The sequence below is a fragment of the Bradyrhizobium sp. 18BD genome (assembly GCF_054185225.1).
This window is the reverse complement of record NZ_JAVAYL010000003.1, coordinates 158,476-179,690: the sequence shown is the minus strand read 5'-3', so window position 1 is coordinate 179,690 and position 21,215 is coordinate 158,476. Positions and strand designations below refer to the sequence as shown.

The 21,215-nt window shown below is 64.8% G+C and carries 21 protein-coding genes and 2 pseudogenes; 9 read left to right on the top strand and 14 right to left on the bottom strand.

All coding sequences use genetic code 11. From position 1 onward, the window contains the following. The first annotated feature begins 1 nt into the window (after position 1). Positions 2-661 (top strand): guanylate kinase, encoded by a 660-nt coding sequence (gmk, locus tag RAD16_RS06910; protein ID WP_458157126.1) that lies wholly within the window; start codon positions 2-4, stop codon positions 659-661. On the opposite strand, the gene RAD16_RS06905 is transcribed toward gmk, so the two are convergent. The 4 genes from RAD16_RS06905 to RAD16_RS06890 all read right to left on the bottom strand — a co-directional run bounded on the left by RAD16_RS06905 (position 594) and on the right by RAD16_RS06890 (position 3,655). Continuing rightward, positions 594-1,859, bottom strand: coding sequence for a hypothetical protein (locus tag RAD16_RS06905; protein WP_458157125.1), 1,266 nt, complete (start codon positions 1,857-1,859; stop codon positions 594-596). The genes gmk and RAD16_RS06905 overlap by 68 nt on opposite strands. Before the next feature lie 1,095 nt (positions 1,860-2,954). Further along, entirely contained in the window at positions 2,955-3,188 is a 234-nt protein-coding gene (locus tag RAD16_RS06900) for a hypothetical protein (protein WP_458157124.1), read from the bottom strand. 61 nt (positions 3,189-3,249) lie between these two features. Then, complete coding sequence (locus RAD16_RS06895) at positions 3,250-3,426, bottom strand: hypothetical protein (protein ID WP_458157123.1); 177 nt, start codon at positions 3,424-3,426, stop codon at positions 3,250-3,252. A 37-nt stretch (positions 3,427-3,463) separates the two neighbouring features. Then, positions 3,464-3,655 (bottom strand): hypothetical protein, encoded by a 192-nt coding sequence (locus RAD16_RS06890; RefSeq protein WP_458157122.1) that lies wholly within the window; start codon positions 3,653-3,655, stop codon positions 3,464-3,466. A gap of 232 nt (positions 3,656-3,887) precedes the next feature. Here RAD16_RS06890 and RAD16_RS06885 point away from each other — a divergent pair, with 232 nt between their 5' ends. Continuing rightward, positions 3,888-4,127 (top strand): hypothetical protein, encoded by a 240-nt coding sequence (locus RAD16_RS06885; RefSeq protein WP_458157121.1) that lies wholly within the window; start codon positions 3,888-3,890, stop codon positions 4,125-4,127. Between the two features lie 313 nt (positions 4,128-4,440). Here the strand turns inward: RAD16_RS06885 and RAD16_RS06880 are convergent, their stop codons facing one another. From RAD16_RS06880 to lptF, 8 genes are all read right to left on the bottom strand, one after another. After that, the gene (locus RAD16_RS06880) at positions 4,441-4,671 is read right to left on the bottom strand and encodes a hypothetical protein (RefSeq protein WP_458157405.1); all 231 of its coding nucleotides are present in this window, start codon (positions 4,669-4,671) and stop codon (positions 4,441-4,443) included. Positions 4,672-4,842: 171 nt separating this feature from the next. Beyond that, on the bottom strand, positions 4,843-5,901 hold the full coding sequence (locus RAD16_RS06875; protein WP_458157120.1) for an alcohol dehydrogenase: 1,059 nt from the start codon (positions 5,899-5,901) through the stop codon (positions 4,843-4,845). A 95-nt stretch (positions 5,902-5,996) separates the two neighbouring features. Continuing rightward, positions 5,997-6,854: a 16S rRNA (adenine(1518)-N(6)/adenine(1519)-N(6))-dimethyltransferase RsmA gene (gene rsmA / locus RAD16_RS06870; protein ID WP_458157119.1), complete on the bottom strand. Its 858-nt coding sequence runs from the start codon at positions 6,852-6,854 to the stop codon at positions 5,997-5,999. Further along, the gene (gene pdxA / locus RAD16_RS06865; RefSeq protein ID WP_458157118.1) at positions 6,854-7,867 is read right to left on the bottom strand and encodes a 4-hydroxythreonine-4-phosphate dehydrogenase PdxA; all 1,014 of its coding nucleotides are present in this window, start codon (positions 7,865-7,867) and stop codon (positions 6,854-6,856) included. Before pdxA ends, rsmA begins: the two co-directional genes overlap by 1 nt. Further along, positions 7,867-8,799 (bottom strand): peptidylprolyl isomerase, encoded by a 933-nt coding sequence (locus RAD16_RS06860; protein ID WP_458157117.1) that lies wholly within the window; start codon positions 8,797-8,799, stop codon positions 7,867-7,869. Before RAD16_RS06860 ends, pdxA begins: the two co-directional genes overlap by 1 nt. A gap of 70 nt (positions 8,800-8,869) precedes the next feature. Further along, a complete protein-coding gene (locus tag RAD16_RS06855; protein WP_458157116.1) occupies positions 8,870-11,353 on the bottom strand; it encodes an LPS-assembly protein LptD in 2,484 nt (827 codons plus the stop codon). Next, positions 11,353-12,450 carry an LPS export ABC transporter permease LptG gene (gene lptG / locus RAD16_RS06850; RefSeq protein WP_458157115.1) on the bottom strand — a complete coding sequence of 366 codons (1,098 nt, stop codon included), beginning with the start codon at positions 12,448-12,450 and terminating at the stop codon, positions 11,353-11,355. Before lptG ends, RAD16_RS06855 begins: the two co-directional genes overlap by 1 nt. Then, positions 12,447-13,616 carry an LPS export ABC transporter permease LptF gene (gene lptF, locus RAD16_RS06845; RefSeq protein ID WP_458157114.1) on the bottom strand — a complete coding sequence of 390 codons (1,170 nt, stop codon included), beginning with the start codon at positions 13,614-13,616 and terminating at the stop codon, positions 12,447-12,449. Before lptF ends, lptG begins: the two co-directional genes overlap by 4 nt. A 340-nt stretch (positions 13,617-13,956) precedes the next feature. Here lptF and RAD16_RS06840 point away from each other — a divergent pair, with 340 nt between their 5' ends. The 3 genes from RAD16_RS06840 (at position 13,957) to RAD16_RS06830 (ending at position 16,579) form a co-directional block, all read left to right on the top strand. Beyond that, a complete protein-coding gene (locus tag RAD16_RS06840; RefSeq protein WP_458157113.1) occupies positions 13,957-15,456 on the top strand; it encodes a leucyl aminopeptidase in 1,500 nt (499 codons plus the stop codon). Positions 15,457-15,462: 6 nt separating this feature from the next. After that, positions 15,463-15,915 (top strand): DNA polymerase III subunit chi, encoded by a 453-nt coding sequence (locus RAD16_RS06835; protein WP_458157112.1) that lies wholly within the window; start codon positions 15,463-15,465, stop codon positions 15,913-15,915. A 166-nt stretch (positions 15,916-16,081) separates the two neighbouring features. Next, entirely contained in the window at positions 16,082-16,579 is a 498-nt protein-coding gene (locus tag RAD16_RS06830) for a hypothetical protein (protein ID WP_458157111.1), read from the top strand. 155 nt (positions 16,580-16,734) lie between these two features. On the opposite strand, the pseudogene RAD16_RS06825 reads toward RAD16_RS06830, so the two are convergent. Both RAD16_RS06825 and RAD16_RS06820 read right to left on the bottom strand, forming a co-directional pair. Further along, positions 16,735-17,085: pseudogene (locus tag RAD16_RS06825) on the bottom strand (IS5 family transposase); the annotation flags it as partial. A gap of 225 nt (positions 17,086-17,310) precedes the next feature. Continuing rightward, positions 17,311-17,988: a TetR/AcrR family transcriptional regulator gene (locus RAD16_RS06820; RefSeq protein ID WP_458157110.1), complete on the bottom strand. Its 678-nt coding sequence runs from the start codon at positions 17,986-17,988 to the stop codon at positions 17,311-17,313. 211 nt (positions 17,989-18,199) lie between these two features. On the opposite strand from RAD16_RS06820, the gene RAD16_RS06815 reads away from it, so the two are divergent. The 4 genes and pseudogenes from RAD16_RS06815 to RAD16_RS06800 all read left to right on the top strand — a co-directional run. Next, positions 18,200-19,093, top strand: coding sequence for an NAD(P)/FAD-dependent oxidoreductase (locus tag RAD16_RS06815; protein ID WP_458157404.1), 894 nt, complete (start codon positions 18,200-18,202; stop codon positions 19,091-19,093). A gap of 61 nt (positions 19,094-19,154) precedes the next feature. Continuing rightward, a complete protein-coding gene (locus RAD16_RS06810) occupies positions 19,155-19,955 on the top strand; it encodes an SDR family NAD(P)-dependent oxidoreductase (RefSeq protein WP_458157109.1) in 801 nt (266 codons plus the stop codon). A 201-nt stretch (positions 19,956-20,156) separates the two neighbouring features. Further along, complete coding sequence (locus tag RAD16_RS06805) at positions 20,157-21,032, top strand: class I SAM-dependent methyltransferase (RefSeq protein ID WP_458157108.1); 876 nt, start codon at positions 20,157-20,159, stop codon at positions 21,030-21,032. A gap of 28 nt (positions 21,033-21,060) precedes the next feature. Beyond that, positions 21,061-21,171, top strand: a pseudogene (locus RAD16_RS06800) (efflux RND transporter periplasmic adaptor subunit); the annotation flags it as partial. Positions 21,172-21,215: the final 44 nt, after the last annotated feature.

Below are 21,215 nucleotides of genomic sequence, written 5' to 3'. Positions count from 1 at the left end.
GATGACGACAAGCGGTCACGGAACTGACGGTGTCGAGCGGCGCGGATTGATGTTCGTCCTGTCCTCGCCCTCGGGCGCGGGCAAGACGACGCTGTCGCGGATGTTGCTCGAGCGGGAGCCCGGCCTGAAGATGTCGGTGTCGGCGACCACGCGTCAGATGCGCCCGGGAGAGGTCGAGGGGCGCGACTATTTCTTCGTCAGCAAGCCCACGTTTGAGACGATGATCAAGCAGGGCGACCTGCTCGAATGGGCGACCGTGTTCGACAATCTCTACGGGACGCCGCGTGCTCCGGTTGAGGCGGCACTGTCGGCCGGGCAGGACGTGCTCTTCGACATCGACTGGCAGGGCACACAGCAACTGCACCAGAAAGCCAGCGTCGACGTGGTTCGCGTCTTCATCCTGCCGCCCTCGGCCGCTGATCTCGAGAAGCGCCTGCATTCGCGCGCGCAGGATTCCGACGAGGTGATCCGCAAGCGCATGAGCCGCGCCAGTCACGAGATGAGCCACTGGGCCGAGTACGACTACATCGTCATCAACCACAATGTCGATGACGCCTTCGCCGAGGTGCAGTCGATCCTGAAAGCCGAACGCCTCAAGCGCGAGCGGCGGACTGGCCTCGTGGGCTTCGTGCGAGGTCTACAAGGACAGCTCCAGGGCTAGAGTCAGGGCTAGCGTCAGGCCTGGAGTCGACGCTCGGCTGCGACAGCCGCGGTCCTTCCTGCGCCAGCCGTTCCAGCATCGCCGTGATGACGTCGATGTCGACGCCGTCCTCGGCTTGCTTAGCCTCATCGCGATCGGCCGGCTTTTCCTCGACGGTCTCTTCGTCGTGCGTGTCGTTGGCCGCGAGCCGCGGCGCCGACGTCTCGATCTCGAACTCTCCGTCGAATATGTCGGCCTCGTCGAGATCTGCGATCTCGTTACGAGGCGCGCGGGATTGCGCCGCGATCCGGCCGATCTCGTTGCTGAAGGCGGCGATCTGCGGCGCCTGCGGACGCAGGACTTGCTGACGTGCGGCGTCGAAATCCACCGGGCGCGGCTGTCGCGTCTCGGCCGGCGTGGCATTGAGCCAGGGCGCGCGGCTGTCTTCATGATCGTGCGGCTCGAAATCATCCCAGTTCACGCGGCGGTGGTCGCCTGCTGGCTGGGCGCGGCCGCGTCCGCCGGCGAAGCGGTAGATGATGCTGGCGAGCACACCGGCGAGCGCCAGCGCGCCGCCGATCACGAGCAGCAGCGTCGGTAGCGAGCCGGTCGGCTTGTCGGCGGGAATTTCAGCCGCGGCGAGCGCCACCGGAGTTGCGGGCTTTGCCGGCTTCGCGCTCGGCTGCACGGTTGCTGCGGCAGGAGCGGGCGCGGGAGCAGCAGCGGTCGCGGAGGCATCGGGCCAGCGCGTGGCGACAGCGGGCTGCTGCGTGTCGTTGTTGGTGGGCTGCTGCGCGGCCGGCGGCGTCGCCGCTGCAGCCGGCGCGGGCGCGGTCGATGCAGTGCCGGTCTGCGGCGCGACGTATTCGGCGCGCGCATTCTGCACCGATGGCGGCCCGGCGGAATCCGTATTTTGCATGTCGGCCATCGCTTGCGCGCTCTGCGTTGTCTTGGCGCCTTCGGCACGCAGGTACCAGCATTGCCGCTTGGTCGCGCGATCGAGGCGATAGAACCAGTGCTGGCCCTGCGGTGCAGCCCCTTTCGGCGAGGCGAGACAGTCGCTCGCAGCATTGGCCGTTGTCGGTGCGGTGGCCGTTGTCGATGCAGCCGGTGCGTTCTGCGACACGGCGGCCAGCGGCGCACCGGCAATGATGCTGCCGACAAGCGCGGATACGAATTTTGCGGTGCGGTTGCCCATCCTGGTCTCCCGTTTACGCATGACGCAACTCTTTACCGGCCCTTTGTCATCAAAGACTTGGGTGGCAATGAGCCGCAAATCCGGAGAGGATGTGGCTTGAATCAGGCCTGCACGGCGTTCGTTCCGATGGCAAATCAGGCATTTTCCTGACGATTATTGCTTGGCCGGGTCCGGGTTCCGCCGCGGTGCGTATCGACGGGCGAGGGACCATGGCTTCGCGTTCCCGCGGCAGGTTCTGCCCGAGCCTTGCTGTCGTTCGCCGCCCGATGGAAGCCAAAGGGCGCAGGGAAGGCCGGGCGCCGGCTGGCACCCGCGATCCGTGCGCTACAGAAGTGCACACGGGGTGGACCACAGGTGATGCCGGTCGCCCGGCCCTCCCTGCGCGGATGGTTTTAACGGTGTCCTTCGTGCTCTCCCCGGGGAGCGATGCACTATTGCCCCCGTCGCCTCACCGATGACTGATGCGCGCGCCCGGTTGGGCTGCAGCACCACTGCGAGACTTGACGCACAGACCCCGGGCGTCAGGACCACACGACTTCTCCGTCCGCGGACGGTTTTGCCTGATCGTCCGGGGCTGGCGCGTGCTCACCCCTGATAATCGACAAGCCCGCTGTGACCGCACCGTGTCGTACCGCGTCGCGTGAGACTCACGGTTGCCCGCCCTGTCGTCACGCTGACCCGCGCCGGCGCTGCCGCGTCCACCGCAAGCCCAGCCCGCATCTCGTGACGGTCGCGAACGCCCCTTTGGCAGGGCCGGGATGACGGGTGTATGCCACAAATCCGAAATTCTGGAAAGTAGAATATTTTTGCGAGAGGGGATTGACGGGGTGTTTTGCCCGACGGGAAGCGCGGCGGTGGCCACGCGCGGTCGGATGGCCCAGGCAGGGCCCTTAGCCACACCGTCATTGCGAGCGCAGCGAAGCAGTCCAGAGTCCTTCTGCAGCGGCAGCCTGGATTGCTTCGCTGCGCTCGCAATGACGAGGAGGAGCCGGCATCGTTGCATCGTCATGAGACCGCCGGAACGAAATCCGCGGGATAATGACTACGGAGAACGGCGTTAGCGTGAGATGGATTTCGCAAGGGCTCTACCCATCCTATGGACTGCACGTCGGACGGCTACTTCCACACCCGCGCCAGCGTCAGCGCCAGACACCCCATCACCGCACTGATGAGGCACACCATCGCATAGGACTGCGCGAACACGCCGGTCTGGATGAAGACCTGGCAGGCGATGGCGAAACAGATGGCGGCCAGCAGCAGGCAGGCGCAGCCGACGGCGATTGCGAGATAGCGGATCGCGATTGCGATCGGCCTCGCGCGTGATCTTGCGGGTGATGCGGGATCGGTCATGCGGGGTTACAACAATGAGACCGAGGGCGCGTTCCTGCGCCGTCGCGGCCGCGCAAAAGCGTCAGTCGCGCGCGCAGCAGTCGACCAACGCGCGCCAGATGCGCTGGACTTCGATGGTCTGTTCAAGCTCGAGGACGTGGTTCTCGGTCGCATTGGAATTTGCTGCTTCGAGGCGGGGTTCGCGCGGTGCGACCCAGCGTTCCGAGATGGGGTCGTACCACTTGCCGAAAGTGAACAAGTTCGTGTCTCCTCTTGATCCCCCGCCGTTTGAGCGCCTATCCCATGCGCCTGTTGCTGGTGTTCTGGGTGAGATTGCCGTGCGCGGCTTGCTCGCGAATGTTCTGCTTCTCGTCGTCGCGATGACCCTTCGTCGTGTCGACCGGAACCGTCGGTGCGCTGCCGGCGCCCTTGTGGCTCTGGTTGTCTTCGGGAACGGGTTGCACTGTTTTTGTCAGCGGCTTTGTCATCAGCTCTGACTCCGTCATTGCCTTCACGAGAGACAAACCGCTGTATGCGTATGACGTTCCAACTTTTGGCTCGACGTGATCGGGCGATGGTCTTGTTCTTCCGTGATTTACATCACGCCGTTTTGCGCCGCTTGTGGTCTATGGGTTGCGGGCTGGCGGGAGCGGCTTGTTCGGCCTGCCGGCTTGGATGGATTGCCCATCATGCGGCGAACAATTTGGGGGAAATATCGACATGAAACGTGCGATCATCGCAGCAGGGCTCGTTTGTCTCGCGATCTCGTCGGCTCAGGCGGCCGGCAAGGAAAGCTATGCCAGCGCGCGGGCAACCTGCCTGGCACAGGCGGGCACCACGGAGGCGATCTTCTCGGCCCGCAAGGCGACCTATGCGCAAGGTTATGCCTACAAGCAGTGCATGACGGCCAAGGGGCATGATGTGGTCGTTCGCAAGGGCGACGGCTCGCGGCTGTATTGATCGGTCGCAGTTTTTGCTGGCGGCGCTTGCAGATGTCCCTGCTGGGCAGCCTGTGAGCGTGCAGTACGCCTAGCGAAATCGCCGCGTCACCATCGCCAGCGCGAACACCGGCTCGGGTCGGTGTAGGGCTTTCGCCCCTCGAAAGAAGTACCGCGGCATGTCGGGCAATGCGGCCTGCCGGAAAATGTTCCTCGCGCGCAAACGACGCTACTCGCTTGCGAAGCGCCGTAACCGCGTACGCTTGGCCCGACGACCGCCCACCCATGCCCCGCTTGAACGCCGCCGGGCCGGCGGATCCGAGGGGCATCTGCTATCATCCGAAGCGCGCTTGCTGCGACGGCTGGCGTCTGCCGGCGTGCGCGCGCCAGGCGTCGATCGCCTTGTTGGCGAGCATCAAATGGCGGCGTTCACCGCGCCTGAGCTGCGCTTCGATGGAGTCGAGAAGAAAGTTCGCGGTCTCGTCCGGAGGGCCGAGCTCGCCGCTGCCCTCCAGAAAACTCCAGGCGATGAAGAACGCGTTCTCGACGGTGCAGCGAATGGACATGTGCTGCCAACGCGGCGCCGGCGCCGGCGTTCCGCGTGACGGCACGTGTCGCGGCGAAGTGTGCAGCGCGCTATTTGAGCGAGGTATGCGGAACCAGCTTTTGCGCCTCTTCCGGGTTGATTGCTCCGGAGAGAGTGTGGCGGCGAGAGCCATCTCGCCGCCTCGCGTGTATCAGTTCTTCAGCACGATGCGGCCGACGACCTTGCCGGCGCGCAGCTCGTCGATCCATTTCTGGACATCGCCCATCGGCTCTTCGCGCATCGGCGTCGGCTTGATCTTGCCGGCGCGTGCGAGCGCCATCAGCTCCTTGCCTTCCGCGAGCGTGCCGACCATGAAGCCCTCGACGGTGAGGCGCTTGTAGACCCATTGCACCATCGGCAGCGTGAACTGACCGCCCATCAGGCCGGAGACCACGACCTTGCCGCCGCGCGCGGCGACCGCGACGGCAAAGGCCATCGACTTCTCGTTGCCGGCGAAATCGACGATCTCGTCAAAGCCGCCTTCGGTTTCCTTCAGGATGCGCTTGATCACGTCGGGCTCGGACGGATCGTAGGCGTTGGCGGCGCCGTTCTTCAGCGCGGTCTCACGCGCGGCGGGAGAGAGGTCGGCAACCGTGATCGGCTGCTTGAACATCGCCTGCGCGAACGACAGGCCCATCATGCCGACGCCGCCGAGGCCGATCAGCAGCAAATTGCGCTGGCGCGGACGGTCGACCAGGCGCTTGAGCGCGCCATAGGCGGTGACGCCCGAGCACATCAGCGTCGCGGCCTGGTTGACGGGCAGGGGATCGTAGTCGAGCAGATACTTCGCGTCGGGCACCAGCACGTGGGTGGCGAAGCCGCCGTCGATGGAGACGCCGAGGAAACGCTGCTTGGCGCAGAGGTTCTCATCCCCATTGGCGCAGTCGCGGCACTGGCCGCAGCCGATCCACGGGAACACGGCTTTCTTACTTCCGACGAGGCTCGACGGCACGTCGGAGCCGACTTCGTCGACGACGCCGGCGATCTCGTGGCCGAGCGTGAAGGGCAGCGTCATGCCGCGCGTGGTGTCGAGCTTCTTGCCGCCGCCCAGATCGGCGTAGCCGTCCTGGATGTGCAGGTCGGAATGGCAGAGGCCGCAACGCTCGATGCGCACCAGCACCTCGCGTCCCTGCGGCTTCGGCGTATCGACGATGGTCTCGCACAGGGGCGCATCGAACTTGACCAGGGACTGCCGACGCATCAACGCCATTTTCTTTCCTCCGGAATTTCCGCTAAAGCGCTGGGCGCTTTAGCTCGTTATTTGAGCATGATCTCTTTCAGAAAACCGCTTCACACTTTTCCGGATCATGCTTCTTCGCTGCGTATATCCGCCAATTCACGCGCCATGGCAACAAAGCCGGAGATGGGAATGGTCTCGGCGCGCCGCGTCGCATCGACGCCGGCAGCGCTCGCGAGCCGTGCGGGATCAACACCGAGTGATTTCAGGCTCTGGCGCAGCATTTTGCGGCGCTGGCCGAAGGCTGCGGCGGCGACCTGCTCGAGCATTTTCCGGTCGCAGGGCAGCGGCTCCGCGCGCGGAACGAGGCGCACGACGGAGGAGGTGACCTTCGGCGGCGGCACGAAGGCGGACGGCGAAATGTCGAACAGGATTTTTGTTTCGCAGCGCCAGTTGGCGAGCACGCCGAGCCGGCCATAGGCCTCCTCGTCCTCGTGCGCGACGATACGCTCGCCGACCTCGCGCTGAAACATCAGCACCATCATGTCGTACCAGGGCGGCCAGGGCTCGGTGGTGAGCCAGTTGATCAGCAGCTGGGTCGCGATGTTGTAGGGCAGGTTGGCGACGATCTTGGCGCGTTCGCCCGCGAGCAGCGGACGCGGATCGAAGGCCATGGCATCGCCATGCACAATCTCGAGCCTGTCAGGATAGCGCGCGGAAATATCCTGCAAGGCCGGGATCGCGCGTTCGTCATGCTCGATGGCGATGACGCGCCTGGCGCCGAGCGCGAGCAAGGCGCGGGTCAGTCCGCCCGGGCCCGGGCCGATCTCGACGATGGTGGAGTCTTCCAGTGGTGCGGCCGCGCGGGCGATGCGCGCGGTGAGATTGAGGTCGAGCAGGAAATTCTGGCCGAGCGATTTGCGGGCCGACAGCGCGTGCTGGCGAATGACCTCGCGCAGCGGCGGGAGGTCGTCGATCGCACTCATCAGCTTTTCGCAGCCGCCATGCGGCTGGCAAGCTTCAAGGCCGCGATCAGGCTGGCCGGATTGGCCTTGCCGGTGCCGGCGATGTCGAAGGCGGTGCCGTGATCGGGCGAGGTCCGGATGAAGGGCAGGCCGAGCGTGACGTTGACGGCATCGTCGAACGCCACCGTCTTGATCGGGATCAGCGCCTGGTCGTGATACATGCAGACCGCGCAGTCATAGGTCGCGCGCGCGGCCTCGTGGAACATGGTGTCGGCGGGCAGCGGCCCCCTGGCCTCGATGCCGTCATTGCGCAGAGCCTTGAGCGCCGGCGCGATCACCGTCTGCTCCTCGTGGCCGAGCGAGCCGTCCTCGCCGGCATGCGGGTTGAGGCCGGAGATCGCGATGCGCGGGTTCGCGATGCCGAAGCGGGATTTCAGCTCGGTCGCGACGATGCGCACGGTCGAGACGATCAATTCGCTGCTGAGCTGGGCCAGCGCATCACGCAAGGAGACGTGGATGGTCACGGGCACCACGGCGAGCCGCGGCGACCACAGCATCATCACCGGCTGCGGCACGCGGCCGTCGGTGCTTGCGAGCTCGGCGAGGAATTCGGTGTGACCGGGATGGCGGAAGCCGGCGCGGTAGAGCACGCTCTTGGCGATCGGATTGGTGACGACGGCGCCGGCGCGGCCCGCGCGAACGTCACTGACCGCCTGGCGGATCGAGGCGAGTGCGGCCGGCGCGCTCGTGTCATCGGGCTTGCCGGGCCCAGCCGCCGCGCGCTCGCCCGTTGCGACCACGGGCAGCGCGTCGATGAAGGCGGCTGCGGCCTCGCCCGATGTCACGGAGGCGATGCGGATATCGGCGCCGAGCGCCCTGGCGCGGCGGGCGACGAAGGCCTCGTCGCCGAGCAGATAGAAGGCGGGCAGGTTCAGCTCACGGCGCCGGAGCCAGGCTGCGATCGTGATGTCGGGGCCGATGCCGGCGGGCTCTCCCAGGGTCAGGGCGAGGGGCTTTAGCGCGTCGTTGGCCATCAGCGGTTGCGATATTCGATCATCGCCGCCTTGCGGAGCTCTTCGAGATAGGCCTTCTGGGTCTTCTCGTACTTCTCCTGATACATCTTCTCGCGGACCTCGCGCTTCTTCGGCGTGTCGATCATGGTCGGCTTCCGCGAGCACAGCACCACCATTTCGATGCCTGCCTTGGTCACCTCAGGCGCGGTCAGATGGCCGATCGGCGTGTCGTCCAGCACCTTGCGCAGCGCCTCGGGCAGGTCGGCGGTGGTCTTGGTGACGGTCTCGCGGATGGTGGCGTTCGGCGTCGAGCGGAACAGCGAATTGGCTTCCTCGCAGCTTCCGACGCGCGAGCGATATTGCTCGGCCTCCTTGTGCCGGGTTTCCAGGAAGGCCTGGGACGAGCCGCGCGGCACGATCAGCACGATCGGCTGCATCTTGTACTCGGTGCCCTCGATCTGGAGCTTGTCGCCGGTCTGGGCCTGCACGGCCTGCGCGACGTCGCGCTCGCCGACCATCAGCTTCTCCTTGTAGCGGCCGCGGACGAGGCTGGTCCAAACCATCTCGGACTTCATGCGGGCCTTCAACGTCTCGGGGCGGACACCCTTGCTTTCGAGCGACTTGGTGAGCTGGTCCGGCGAGAGGCGCATGCGCTGCGCCATGCCCTCGTAGGACTGGTTGATGTCGGAGACGCCGGGGTCGACCCCGTACTTCTTGCCCTCCTTCATCTTCACCTTGTCGTCGATCAGCTCGTTGATGACCTCCTGCCGGCTGGGGGTCTTCTGCGTCGTCAGCGTGTCGAGCTTGGAGCGCTGGTCGATGTCGAAATCGGTGATCGGGTCGCCGTTGACCATGACGACGATGTTCTGCGCGCGCGCGGGCGTACCGGCCAGAACCAGCACGGAGGCCAGTGCGAGAAGGAGGAGGCGGAACACAGGCAATGGGGTCGTCATGGTTGTCGCTCGCATGTCAGCCGAAATGATCCTGCGATCGGGATCAGGCGGCCGGCAGTTCAAACGGGTGTCACTGGATGCCGGATGAGCTGGCCCCGGTCGTGGTCGCCAGCGTGCGCAGCCCGATCTGGAACATGAACGCGTGGCTCAGCACGGGCGGCGTCGAGCCCGCGGAGTAGCTATACGAAGTTACATAGTTCGCCGCCAGCACGAAGCAATCGTCGACGTAGCCGGCGCCGACCACATACTGGTTGATCTTGTTGGCCTCGAGGTCCCAGCGTGCCGAGCCCGTCACCACCCAGTTGGCGGCGACCTTCAGCGAGCCTGAGGTCAGGATGCCCTCGCGGCGCGTCAGATAGCCGAGCTCCGGCTGCGCCGCGTAATTGCCGTACATCATGCTGACCGACCAGCGATTGAAGTTGGCGCGGCCTTCCGCCTCGAAGCGCTGGATGTTCCAGGTCTGCTCGTCCATGCGAGAGCGGACGCTGAACGTATAAGTGCTGTTGGGCGAGTAGGCGGCGCTCGCCACGTAATCGGAGCGCGGCTTGTCGAGGCCGGAATCGATGCCGGTGTTGATGGTGTCCTGGACCGCGAAGGAGTTCAGGCCGAACAGCTGGTAGGACTGGCCGAACAGCACCTTGACCGCGCCGCCCCGGTCGAACTGGGTTGTGGCCTGCACGCCGACATTGGCGCGGCCGCCGCCCTCGACGCGGTCGTAGCCGGAGAACTTGTCGACGCTGAACAGGTTCGAGGCGTCGAACACCATGCTCTGGGCGTCCTCGTTCGGGAACCTGCCGGCATAGGTCTCGTTCGGCCGGATGATGATCTGCGCGATCGGCTCGACGGTGGTCGAGCCCCAGGGCTGAACGTTGATGAAGGGGTAGCGGTATTCCAGGCCCACGGTCGGCATCAGGCGCAGCGCCTGGGTGTCGCCGACGGGCAGGAAGTTCGACACGCCCGGCTGGTTGGAGATCGAGGCGTTGACCGCGTCGGCGCGCAGGATCGCGAACGGCGTCCAGATCTCGCCGAACGGGTCGGTGAAGGACTTGCGCCACTGCGCTTCCGCGGTCAGGCGGGTGTAGGTGCCGGGGACGCCGCGCAGGTTGCACTGCGACGGCGTGCGGGCGAGCGGATCGGCCGACGTCGTCGTGCACAGGCCGGCGGTGTTGGCCAGCGTCGTGATCGGATCGAACGCGGCCGCGTCACGCGACAGGTTGGTGAAATTGACCTTGTAGCTGAACTCGCCGCCGAACACCGGATAGTTCAGCACGTTCGAGTAGTCGATCACGGGGTAGACGATCGGCACCTGGCTCTGGTTGCCCGAGTAGCTCAGCCAGTACATCGTGCGCGCGTCGAAGAAGCTGCGATTGCCGACGCCGGTCAGATAGAGCTGCGACAGCGCGTCGGTCGGCAGGTACAGGAACGCGCCCAGCGGATCGCGGTACTGCGACAGCCGGTAGTCCGAGAAGAAATAGTAGTCGGACATCAGGACGCCGTCCCAACCCCAGACCCACTTGTCGTTCAGCGCAAACTGGCCCTTGGTGTCGACGGCGCCGCGGAACTGGCGATCGCCGGGTTGACCGGCGAGCGCGCCCGGATCGAGCTGGTCGATACCGTAGACGCGGATCTGGTAGGCGCCGTCCATCAGGCGCTGGCGGTACTCGGCCTGGAACAGCACGCCTTGCTTGGACGTGATGCGCGGATTGAAGGTCATGTCCATGTCGGGCGCGATCGCCCAATAGAACGGGACTTCGACGCCGTAGCCGAACGGCGTGTTCGAGGTGAAGCCCGGCATCAGGAAGCCGGTCTTGCGCTTCACGGTCGGATCGGGCGTCGAGAAATAGGGCATGTAGGCGAGCGGCACGCCGAAGAACTCAAGCTGCGCCGTCTCGAAATACAGCATCTTCTCCTGCTGGTCGTGGATGATGCGGGCACCCTTGACCTGCCAGAGCGGCGGCTTCTTCGGATCGTCCTTACACGGCGCGCAGGCCGTGTAGACGCCGTTCTCGAACACCGTGTAGTTGCCGCTGGAGCGGTCGGCGCGGCTCGCGGCCATGCGGGTCTGGTCGGCGGTGTCCACGCGCAGCGAATCGACGAAACCGTCGCGGTAATCGTCGGAGAGATCCAGGATCTCGGCATAGGTGATCTTGCCGTCGGCATCCGTCATGCGGATGTTGCCTTCGGCATGCAGCCGCTTGGTCTTCTGGTCGTAGATGACCCTGTCGGCCTCGACGCTGGTGCCGTTGTAGAACAGCTGGACGTTACCGACCGCGGAGACGCGCGAATTGTTGTAGTCGTAATCGACCTCGGTCGCCTGAACCAGCATCTGGTTGTCGTTGGCAACCTTCGGCGGCTTGGGGCGCGGCGGCAGCGGATTGTAAGTGTAGCCCTGAGCGGAGGCGGGGCCCACGAACGCAACATCCATCAGGGCGCCGAGCGATGCCACGGCGGCTGCGGCCAGCAGGAGCCTGCGAATGGACAAGCCGATCCCGTTCGCGCGCACCACAGTACGCCGCGTCAAACGAGACACGAGCCCTCGATGGACGGCAGTCACTAACCGTCCTCCTGATACAACAAGGCCAAAAAGCCGGTGAGGCCGCCCACCACCACGGGCAACCACGCCGCAGCGATCGGATGCATCAACTCAGCCTTGCTCAAGTCTTCAGTCACTTTCGACAAAACGTAGAGCAGAAAGCCCGCGCCCACGCCACTCAAAACCATCTTCTGCACGCCGCCCATCCGGAAGAAACGCAACGACACCGAGGCCGCGAGCATCACCATTGCGGCCAGCAAAAACGGCTGTGCCAACAGCTTGTGATACTGGAGTCGATAGCCTGCTGTCGCGAAGCCCGAGCTTTCGGATGAGCGGATGTAGCTCGGTAGTTGCCAAAAGGACACAGTCTCGGGTGTGGAAAAGCTGTTGCGGACCTGCGCCTCGGTCAGCGTCGTCGGAATCTCGAGCGTCGCCTGATCGACCGGCGGGGAGTCCAGCGTAAAGCGGCGGACGGTCTTGAACAGCCAGTGGCCGGCCTCGAGCGTCGCCTCTCGCGCCTCGATGCGCTCCTGGAAGTGCTGCTTTGTGTCAAACCGGAACAGCGTCAGCCCGGTGAGACGAATGCCCTGCTGCTCGCTGCGCGCGGCATTGATGATGGTCTGGCCGTCGCTGGTGACCTGGTTGAGCCAGAAGCCGGAGGCATCCTGGATGCCGCCGCCGGGCGCCGAGCCGAACAGCTCGGCTTCCATGCGCTTGGAGAGCTCGCGCAGGTTCGCCGACATCGGATTGTAGGCGACGGTGGCGATCACCCCGATCAGCAGCGCGCTGCCGAGCGCCGGCGAGATGAACTGCCAGGCCGAGATGCCGGCGGCGCGCGCGACCACGAGCTCCAGCCGGCGGGAGAGGGCGAGATAGCAGGTCATGGCGCCGATCAGCATGCAGAACGGCGTCAGCTTCTCCAGAAGCTGCGGCACCCGGAACAGCGAGGTCTCGGCCACCATGATCGCGGAAGCGGATGCAAGGCCGGAGGTCTTGCGCACCATCTCGATGTAGTCGACCAGCACCAGCAGCAGGAAGATGCTGGCGAACACGCCAAGCGCCGCGACCACGAAACGGCCGGCGAAATAGCGCCCGAGAGTGTTGGTGAGCATGCTCATGCGGTGGCCGGACGTCCAAACAGCCGCGCGATCCGCGCGTTCGATCTGTTGATGGCTTCCATCAGGCCGGGCGGCGGCTCGACCACGATGCCGCCGACGATCATCCACAGTCCGACGGCGATGGCCCCGAACACCATCACGTATTGGACCAGCACCGGGCCCGTCGATTTCACCGCCATCACGGAGCAGGCAAAGCCCGCCATGCGCAGGCCGAACACCGCGAGGATCGAGGAGCCGATCGAGAAATTGCGGCTCTGGCGGGTGGTGCGCGGCGCGCCGAGGAAGGCGAAGGTCAGCACCGCAAAGGCGAACGGATAGATCGGCGCCAACAGGCTGTCATGCAGCGCCGAGCGGAATTGTCCGGGAATCTGCTTGTAGACGGGATCGTCCTCGGACGGCGAGAACAGCTCCCAGAGATAGCGCTCGCGGATGCCGAGGGTGACGTCACGACCCTGGTTGCCGAACTTCGACATGTCGAAGCCGTAGCGGCCGAACGCCACCAGCGCGGGATCGCGCTTGCCGGCCTCGAAGCGCTGGAGGTTGCCGTCCTTCAGCACCAGGAACGAGCCGTTCTCGTTCTTCACGACCTCGCCCTGCTCGGCGACGATCGAGACGCGTTCATTGGGATCACGGCGGTCGTCGATGAATATCCCTTCCAGAATGCCGCCGGGCTTGCGCTCGCGGATCCGGATCGTGAGGTTCTTGTCGAGCTGGGCGAAACGGCCGGGCTGCAGGATGTTGGTGAGCACGTCGGCGGTGATCTCGGCGTCCCACTGCTTGATCCGGCGCATGCCGTCGGGGGCGAGATAGGCCGCAATGAACGCGACCAGCAGCGCCACGACGCAGGTGGCGTAGAAGAACGGATAGAACAGCCGGAACGGCGAGAAGCCGGCGGCATTCATCACGATGATCTCGGAATCGGTCGCAAGCTTGTTCAGCGTGTGCGAGATCGCGATCATCAGCGCGATCGGCGAGATGATCAGCACGAGAGCGGGCACAACGAGGCTGGTGATGCCGAGGAAGGTCAGGATGGTCTGACCCTGGCTCGTCATCAGGTCGATGCCGCGCAACGCCTGCGTAATCCAGATCACGCCGGTAAGGCTGACAAGGACGAGCGCAAACGACGCCAGCGTCGTGCGGAAAATATACCTATCGATCGACCCCATGCGCTACCGCACGAATCCCCACCAACGCCCCAATGCAGGCCGGAAGTCCGGCCGTCCGACCAATCCCCGATCAGGGGACCCCCAAGGTCGTCCAACCACTCTTCTAGCGGTTTACTCTCTCACTACCATCCCTTTGATCCGTCAACAAAATGGCTGCCCCGTGGCACCGTCAATATATGGTTAATATTTCCCTCGTTGTGGCACGGCGGCCACGGGCGGTGCTTGGCATCTGCCGGGCCGCTGGCCCATAGTAGGGCGAGTCCAGTGAATCGCCGTTCAGCTCCGGCCTGTGCCGGGACCGCCGAGCGGCAAAAAGCCACGTGTTTTTGAGGAGTTACCCATGTCCGATGCCATCAAGGTCGGCTTCGTCCCGCTGTCTGCCGCCGCCCGTGGCATCATGGTCGTGTTCTGCGACGACAATCTGAAGCTCGGTCCGGCGACGGCCAAGGCGCTGGGCGGCGCCACGGATCTGGTGAAGCGGGCGGCCTCCGCCGCCGGCTTCAAAGGTAAAACCGGTGCGGCGCTCGACATCCTGGCGCCGGAGGGCGTGAAGGCGACCCGCCTGGTCGTGATCGGGGCCGGCAAGGCGACAAGCCTGAAGACGAACGAGCTTCTCAAATTCGGCGGCGTGGCGGCCAGCAAGCTGTCCGCCGGCGGTGCCGCCATGACCATCATGGCGGAACTCCCCGGTGGCGCCATGACCAGCGAGCAGGCGGTCGCGATCGCCTCGGGCCTGCGCCTGCGCGCCTACAAGTTCGACCGCTACAAGACCAAGAAGAAAGATGGCGAGGAGGGCGCCTTGCGGGCCGACATCTCGCTGGCGGTCGGCGATGCCGTCGCGGCCAAGAAGGCGTTTGTCTCGGCCGGTCATGTCGTCGACGGCGTCATCATCGCGCGCGATCTCGTCAACGAGCCGCCGAACGTGCTGTTCCCCGAGGAATTCGCCCGCCGCGCCGGCCAGCTCCGCAAGCTCGGCGTCAAGATCGAGGTGCTCGACGTCAGGGCGATGGACAAGCTCGGCATGGGCGCGCTGCTCGGCGTCGGCCAGGGCTCGGCGCGGCCGAGCCGCACCGTGATCATGCGCTGGGACGGCGGCAAGAAGGGCGATGCACCGGTCGCCTTCGTCGGCAAGGGCGTCTGCTTCGACACCGGCGGCATTTCGATCAAGCCGGCCGGCAGCATGGAGGACATGAAGGGCGACATGGGGGGCGCGGCCTGCGTCGTCGGCCTGATGCATGCGCTTGCGGCGCGCAAGGCCAAGGCCAACGTGGTCGGTGCCATCGGCCTCGTCGAGAACATGCCCGACGGCAATGCGCAGCGGCCGGGCGACATCGTCACCTCGATGTCGGGTCAGACCATCGAGATCATCAACACCGACGCGGAAGGCCGTCTCGTTCTGGCCGACGTGCTCTGGTACGTCGCCAAGAAGACCAAGCCGAAATTCATGGTGGATCTGGCGACGCTGACCGGCGCGATCATGGTCGCGCTCGGCACCGAGCATGCCGGCATGTTCTCCAACAATGACGAGCTCGCCGAGCGCCTGCTCGCGGCCGGTATCGAGAGCGGCGAGAAGGTCTGGCGCATGCCGCTCGGCCCGGAATACGACAAGCTGATCGATTCCCAGTTCGCCGACATGAAGAACACCGGCGGCCGTCACGGCGGCTCGATCACCGCGGCGCAGTTCCTGCAACGCTTCGTCGACGGCACGCCCTGGGCGCATCTCGACATCGCCGGCACCGCCATGGGCGCGCCGAAGACCGACATCAACCAGAGCTGGGGCAGCGGCTATGGCGTCCGCCTGCTGGATCGCCTGGTGGCCGATCATTACGAGCGCAAATGATCCACCATGACTGAAGTCCTGTTCTACCATCTGCAAAACATGACGGTGGAGAACGTGTTGCCGCCGCTTCTCGAGAAATCGCTCGAGCGCGGCTGGCGCGTCGTGGTGCAGTCGACCTCGGAGGAGCGCGCCGATGCGCTCGACGCGCACCTATGGACCTATCGCGACGATTCCTTCCTGCCGCATGCGACGTGGCGGGTGAACGATGCCGCCGATCAGCCGATCGTGCTGGCGGTCGAGGAGGGCAATCCCAACGGCGCCAATGTCCGCTTCCTGGTCGACAACGCCGCGCTGCCGCAGGACGCGCAGGGCTATGAGCGCATGGTGCTGCTGTTCAACGGCGACGATCCGGATGCCCTTGCGCTCGCCCGCAGCGCTTGGACGGATTGCAAGGCGCGGGGATTTGATGTCACCTATTGGCAGGCCGACGAACGGGGGCGCTGGCAGCGTCGAAATTAGGGGGCGGTCGTAATTAATGATAATCTTCGCTTTTCGGGCGATGCTGGCTTTGGCCACCTTCGTGCCGCAAAGTGATGTTGGGACAAACGCTTAGGGCTCGTCCTTCACGCGGGGAATTTAGTTTATCGTGCGACATCAAAAGCTTCCCAGCTCGCTCGTAATTGTGTTGGCTGCCGTAGCACCGCTGGTCGCGGGCTGTTCGGGCGGGACCGATCTGCTGGCGTCTGCCAAGGACGCCGAATGGTTTCAACGGCCCGGGCGCCTCTTCATCAAGAACATCTCGATCGAATCGCCGCCGCTGACGCCCGACCAGCCGGTTGCCGCCACAGATCTGGTCAGCGCCGACGGCGCCTGTCCCGGCATGGCGCCGCCGCCCGGACCGGCCGACGCCAACGCCTCGACGACGGCGCCCGCGCCGACGGGCGGCACGGTCGCGCTCGGCCACACCGAATGCGACGTGGTGCGGGGCATCGGCGCGCCCTCGAATGTCAGTCTCTCCGGTGATGCGGCCGGCCGCCGCGTCGCCGTCGTGACCTGGACCACCGGTCCGCGCGCCGGCATCTACACCTTCACCAACGGCCGCCTGTCCTCGATCGAAGGCACGCCGGAAGCGCCCGTCGCGCCGAAGGCAACGAAGCCGAAGCCGAAGAAGAAGTCGGCTTAAGGCGTTGCTCTTGTTCCGGACGCGCTGCAGCGCCCTTGCGCTGCTGCGCTGAGCCGGGACCCAGCTCTCTCGACCAGCCTCTCTAGGACGTGGACTCATTAACGCGAAGCCATAGCCTGATCGAGGCGAGCTGAACGAAAGCAAGATAGTTCGCTGCCGCGTGACCTTCCCATCGATCGGCGCTGGTTTCTCGTAACGCAGGCTCCATGCTGGTGCGCGCGGACAATAGATGTGTCGATCATCTGGACAGCGGCATTATGAGCAGTGGCAAGTGCGTCTATGATGCGGCCCCAGACACCAGCCCGCCGCCAACGGACGAAACGGTTACAGCAGGTCGTGTAAGGGCCAAAATGATCCGGCAGATCGCGCCAAGGTGCCCCGGATCGCAGGACCCAGAAGATGCCGTTTAAAACACGTCGGTCGTATACCCGAGGAACGCCACGAGGCTTGTTTGGCAGCATGGGCTTGATGGCAAGCCATTCATAGTCGGCGAGTTCGTAGCGCATGATTCGTCTCCCCAGTTTGGGGGGGGAATCATGGGGGGCGGTCCAAGCGCAACGCTTCTGGCCTGGCTCGGCGCTCTCTGGGCAAAGCTTCAGCTAACCGACAGCCCTCGTTGAGTCCGTCGAAAATGACCCAAAGCGGACGTTAGTCGGACCGTGCGGCCGACTCGTCAATTTTCATGATCGGCTGCCTGCCTTGACCTGCTGGCCGACTAGGTCACGCACGATTCAAATTTTTTTTGACCTTGAGGCAGGCAAATCTCCGCCCACTTGGTCGTTGTCACGGTGCGCGGCGACGAACATGGCGACGGCCGACCGGCAATAGGATTCGATTTCGTTGTCGTCCTCTGCTTTCGCCTGATCGAAGCGTGCGATCATCAGGAGATCGGATCCTTTGAAAAGCGCGGCGAACAAGCGGGCGGACCGGAGAGGATCGGGCACGTTCAGGACCGCCTTCGCGTGCAACTGACGTAACAGGGTCTCGATTTGGGCGACGATATGGGCGGGGCCGGCTTCGTAATGGACTTTGCTCAACGACTTTTGGTTCGGCGTGTCGGCCATGACCATGGCTTCGACGTTGCGGACGTCTGGGCGCAGCAGCGTGCGAAGCAGCGATGATCCCACCGCCATAAGCTGACCCTCGGCCGAGCCATCGACGCCTTCAAAAAGCGCCTGTGGGATTAACTGCTGACAGCGGGCCGCAAAGGCCGCGCCAAACAGCGCCTCTTTGTTCTCGAAGTGCCTGTAAATGCTGAGCTTCGATATCTTCGCTCGCTGGGCGACCTTGTCCAAGGTCGTCGCTTGAAAACCAAATTCTGCAAAGAGTTCGCCTGCGGCGTCGACAATGGTTTGGCCAAGCGCCTCGTTGGCGGGCCGGCCGCGCCGGCCCTGGCTGTTTTCGGTCACGGAAATTCCAGTACTTGACAGTATCCTAATTCTTGAATTACGATACCATGAAGTATCTGAAATGTGCAAGCCAGAGGGTAGGGTGACTCCTTCGATGCAACGACGAGCCCTGCTGAAGTTGGCTGCGCTTTCCGCCATCGGCCTCGCCCGCGCTCAGGCCACCGCCAAGCCCAACTCGTCTCCCTCCATCCACAACACGGAGCCCATCACCATGGATGACGTCATCATCATCGGCGGCAGCTTTGCCGGTCTCGCCGGCGCCTTGCAGCTCGGCCGCGCCCGCCGCAAGGTCACCGTTCTCGATACCGGTCTGCCACGCAACCGCTTCGCCGGCCACTCGCATGGACTGCTCGGCCACGATCACAAGCCGCCGCTGGACATCCTGGCGGAGACGCGGCGGCAGTTGGCGCGTTATCCCGCGATCAAGCTTGTCAGTGCCCGGGCCGACAGCGTCTCCGGCGCCATCGACAATTTCTCTGTCCTTACTGGCGATGGTGAAAGCCTTGCGGCGCGTCGTCTGATCCTGAGCTATGGCGTCGCCGACCAGATGCCTGATGTTCCGGGCTACGCCGAAAGCTGGGGCAGGTCCATCGTGCCATGCCCCTATTGCGACGGCTTTGAAGTCGCCGGCCAGCATTGGGGCCTCGTCTGGTCCAGCCCGCAGTCGCACAATCAGGTCAGGCTGTTCCACGATTGGACTGACAAGTTGACGCTCTTCGCCGATGGTCACGACATTCCGCCCGATATCCAGGCCGATCTGGCGCGCCGAAACATACCTCTCGTCGATGGCCGGATCGTCGAGATCGCCCATCACCAGGGCCATATCGCCACCGTCAATCTCGATACCGGCCGCAATGTCGCGGTCGACATCCTGTTCGCCAATCCGCGCAACAAGCCGTCCGCAAGCCTGCATGAAGCACTGGGCCTTGCCACCGTGGCTACGCCCGCCGGCATCGTCCTCAAGGTCGACGAACGCCGTCAAACCAGCACGCCTGGCATCTACGCCGCCGGCGACCTCACCACGCCCTTCTTGCCCTCGGTCACCCAGGCATCATCGCAGGGCGCGATGGCGGGTATCTTCGCCCAGCAGTCGATGGTGGTTTGAGAGCGCAGATTCCCTTCTCCGGTTGCCGCGTGCCATCGAATTGGAGTTGAGGAAGAGAACGATGTCGAAAGAACCAATGAACAGCTTCGCCGGAAAATGGGCTCTGATCACCGGGGCGTCGAGTGGCCTCGGCCTCGACTTCGCAGATCTCCTGGCTGCGCAGAAAGTCAATCTCGTATTGGTGGCCCGAAGGCGGGAGTCGATGGAAAAGCTTGCCGCCGATCTCCGCCGCAAATACGGGGTGGACGTGCTGGTCGAGGCGATCGATCTTGCCGCGCCAGGCGCCGCCAGTCACTTGAAAAGCAGTCTCGATGCGAGGTCGGCGACGATCGACATCTTGCTGAACAATGCCGGATACGGCTTGCACGGCGCTTTGTTGGACACGCCGATCGAGCGCACGACAGACATGATCCAGCTCAACATCACGACGCTCACAGAGCTGACCTACCTGTTCGGCCGTGACATGGCCGCGCGGCGCTCTGGACATATCCTTCTCGTCGCCAGTCTCATGGCCTTCCAAGCCGTTCCCAGCTACGCGGCCTATGCGGCGACCAAGGCATATGTACTCGCCCTTGGCGAGGCCCTGCACGACGAACTCCGCTCGCATGGTGTGGTTGTTACCACTCTCTGCCCGGGGCACACCGCGACGGGCTTCGATGCGGCAGCCGGCGCAGCCACAACGGCCTTGCTGCGCCTCCTCACCATGAAGCCTCGTCCGGTCGCCGCGAGCGGTGTTCGGGCGCTTATGGAAGGAAAAGCCATGGTGATCGCCGGCCTCGCGAACAAGATGGCAGCCTTTTCAAATCGTCTGACGCCGCGATCAATGCAAAGGGCCACTTTGAAAAGAATAGTGGACGGTTAACTGCAGGGGCGCTGGCGTGCGGAGCTCATCGAACAAGCGGGGGCTCTGAAGGCTGACGATGTACACGGAGCTTCGATCCGGATCTGGTCGTTCCTCTCAAGGATCAGCGGAGAATGGATCGCTTCATCCCGTTCGCCCTCGCTGCTCGCTGGAGACGATGCGCGCTTTGGCATCGGACAGTTTGGAGAACAAGGATATGTTATGGCACAGCACAATGCCGATCGAGCCGCCGGCTGGAATGACCAAAGCGGGGAGCGCTGGGTCGCCCACCAGGCCCGGCTCGACGCCATAGCGGCCGTGTTCGGTCAGGCCGCGATCGAAGCCGCCGCGCCCGCGACGGGCGAGCGCGTGCTGGACGTCGGCTGCGGCGCGGGCGCGTCGAGTCTGGCTCTGGCCGCCCGCGTCGGCGCGGGGGGCCAAGTGCTGGGCGTGGACATATCCGAACCGCTGATCGCCCGAGCGCGCGCGCTCGCGCCACAGGATACGCCAACCCTGTTCCGCGTCGCCGACGCCAGCAGCGCCGAGCTGCCCGAGGGGGCGTTCGACATCCTGTTCTCGCGTTTCGGGGTGATGTTCTTCGACGATCCGACAGGCGCGTTCGCCCATATGCGCCGCGCGCTCAAGCCGGGCGGGCGGGTCGCTTTCGTCTGCTGGCGTGGCGCGGCCGAGAACGATTGGATGCGCCTGCCGATGGGCGCGATTAAGGGCATCGTCCCGGCGACCGCGCCGCCCGATCCCGAAACGCCCGGCCCGTTCTCGTTCGGCGACCGGGGGCGGGTGGCGCGCATCCTGACGGAGGCCGGCTTCAACGATATCGCTATCGCGCCCTTCGATGCTTCCGTCCCGTTTGGCGAGGGCGCGACGCGGGACGCGGCGATCGACGACGCGGTGAAGATGACGTTCGAGGTCGGCCCGCTGTCGCGCGCGCTTGTTGATCAGCCCGACGACATCCGCGCCCGCGCCTCGGCCGCGGTTCGTGCTGCCTTCGCGGACTGCCCCGGCGAGCGGTCGGTGATGATCGACGGCGCGACGTGGATCGTCACGGCGCGCAATCCCGCGCAAGCTGATAGCGATTAGCAGGGGGAGACGCGCCTCGCTGGCCTTGATGGCCGCTGCGCTGGCCGGGTGCAAGGATACCGTGGCGCAAAAAGCCGAACCGCCGCGGCCGGTTGTGGTTGCGACCGCGCATTTTGACGCCGAGACCCCGGAGCGCAGCACAGCTGCTTAATGAGTACACAGCCTAGATGATGGGCCCCGGCT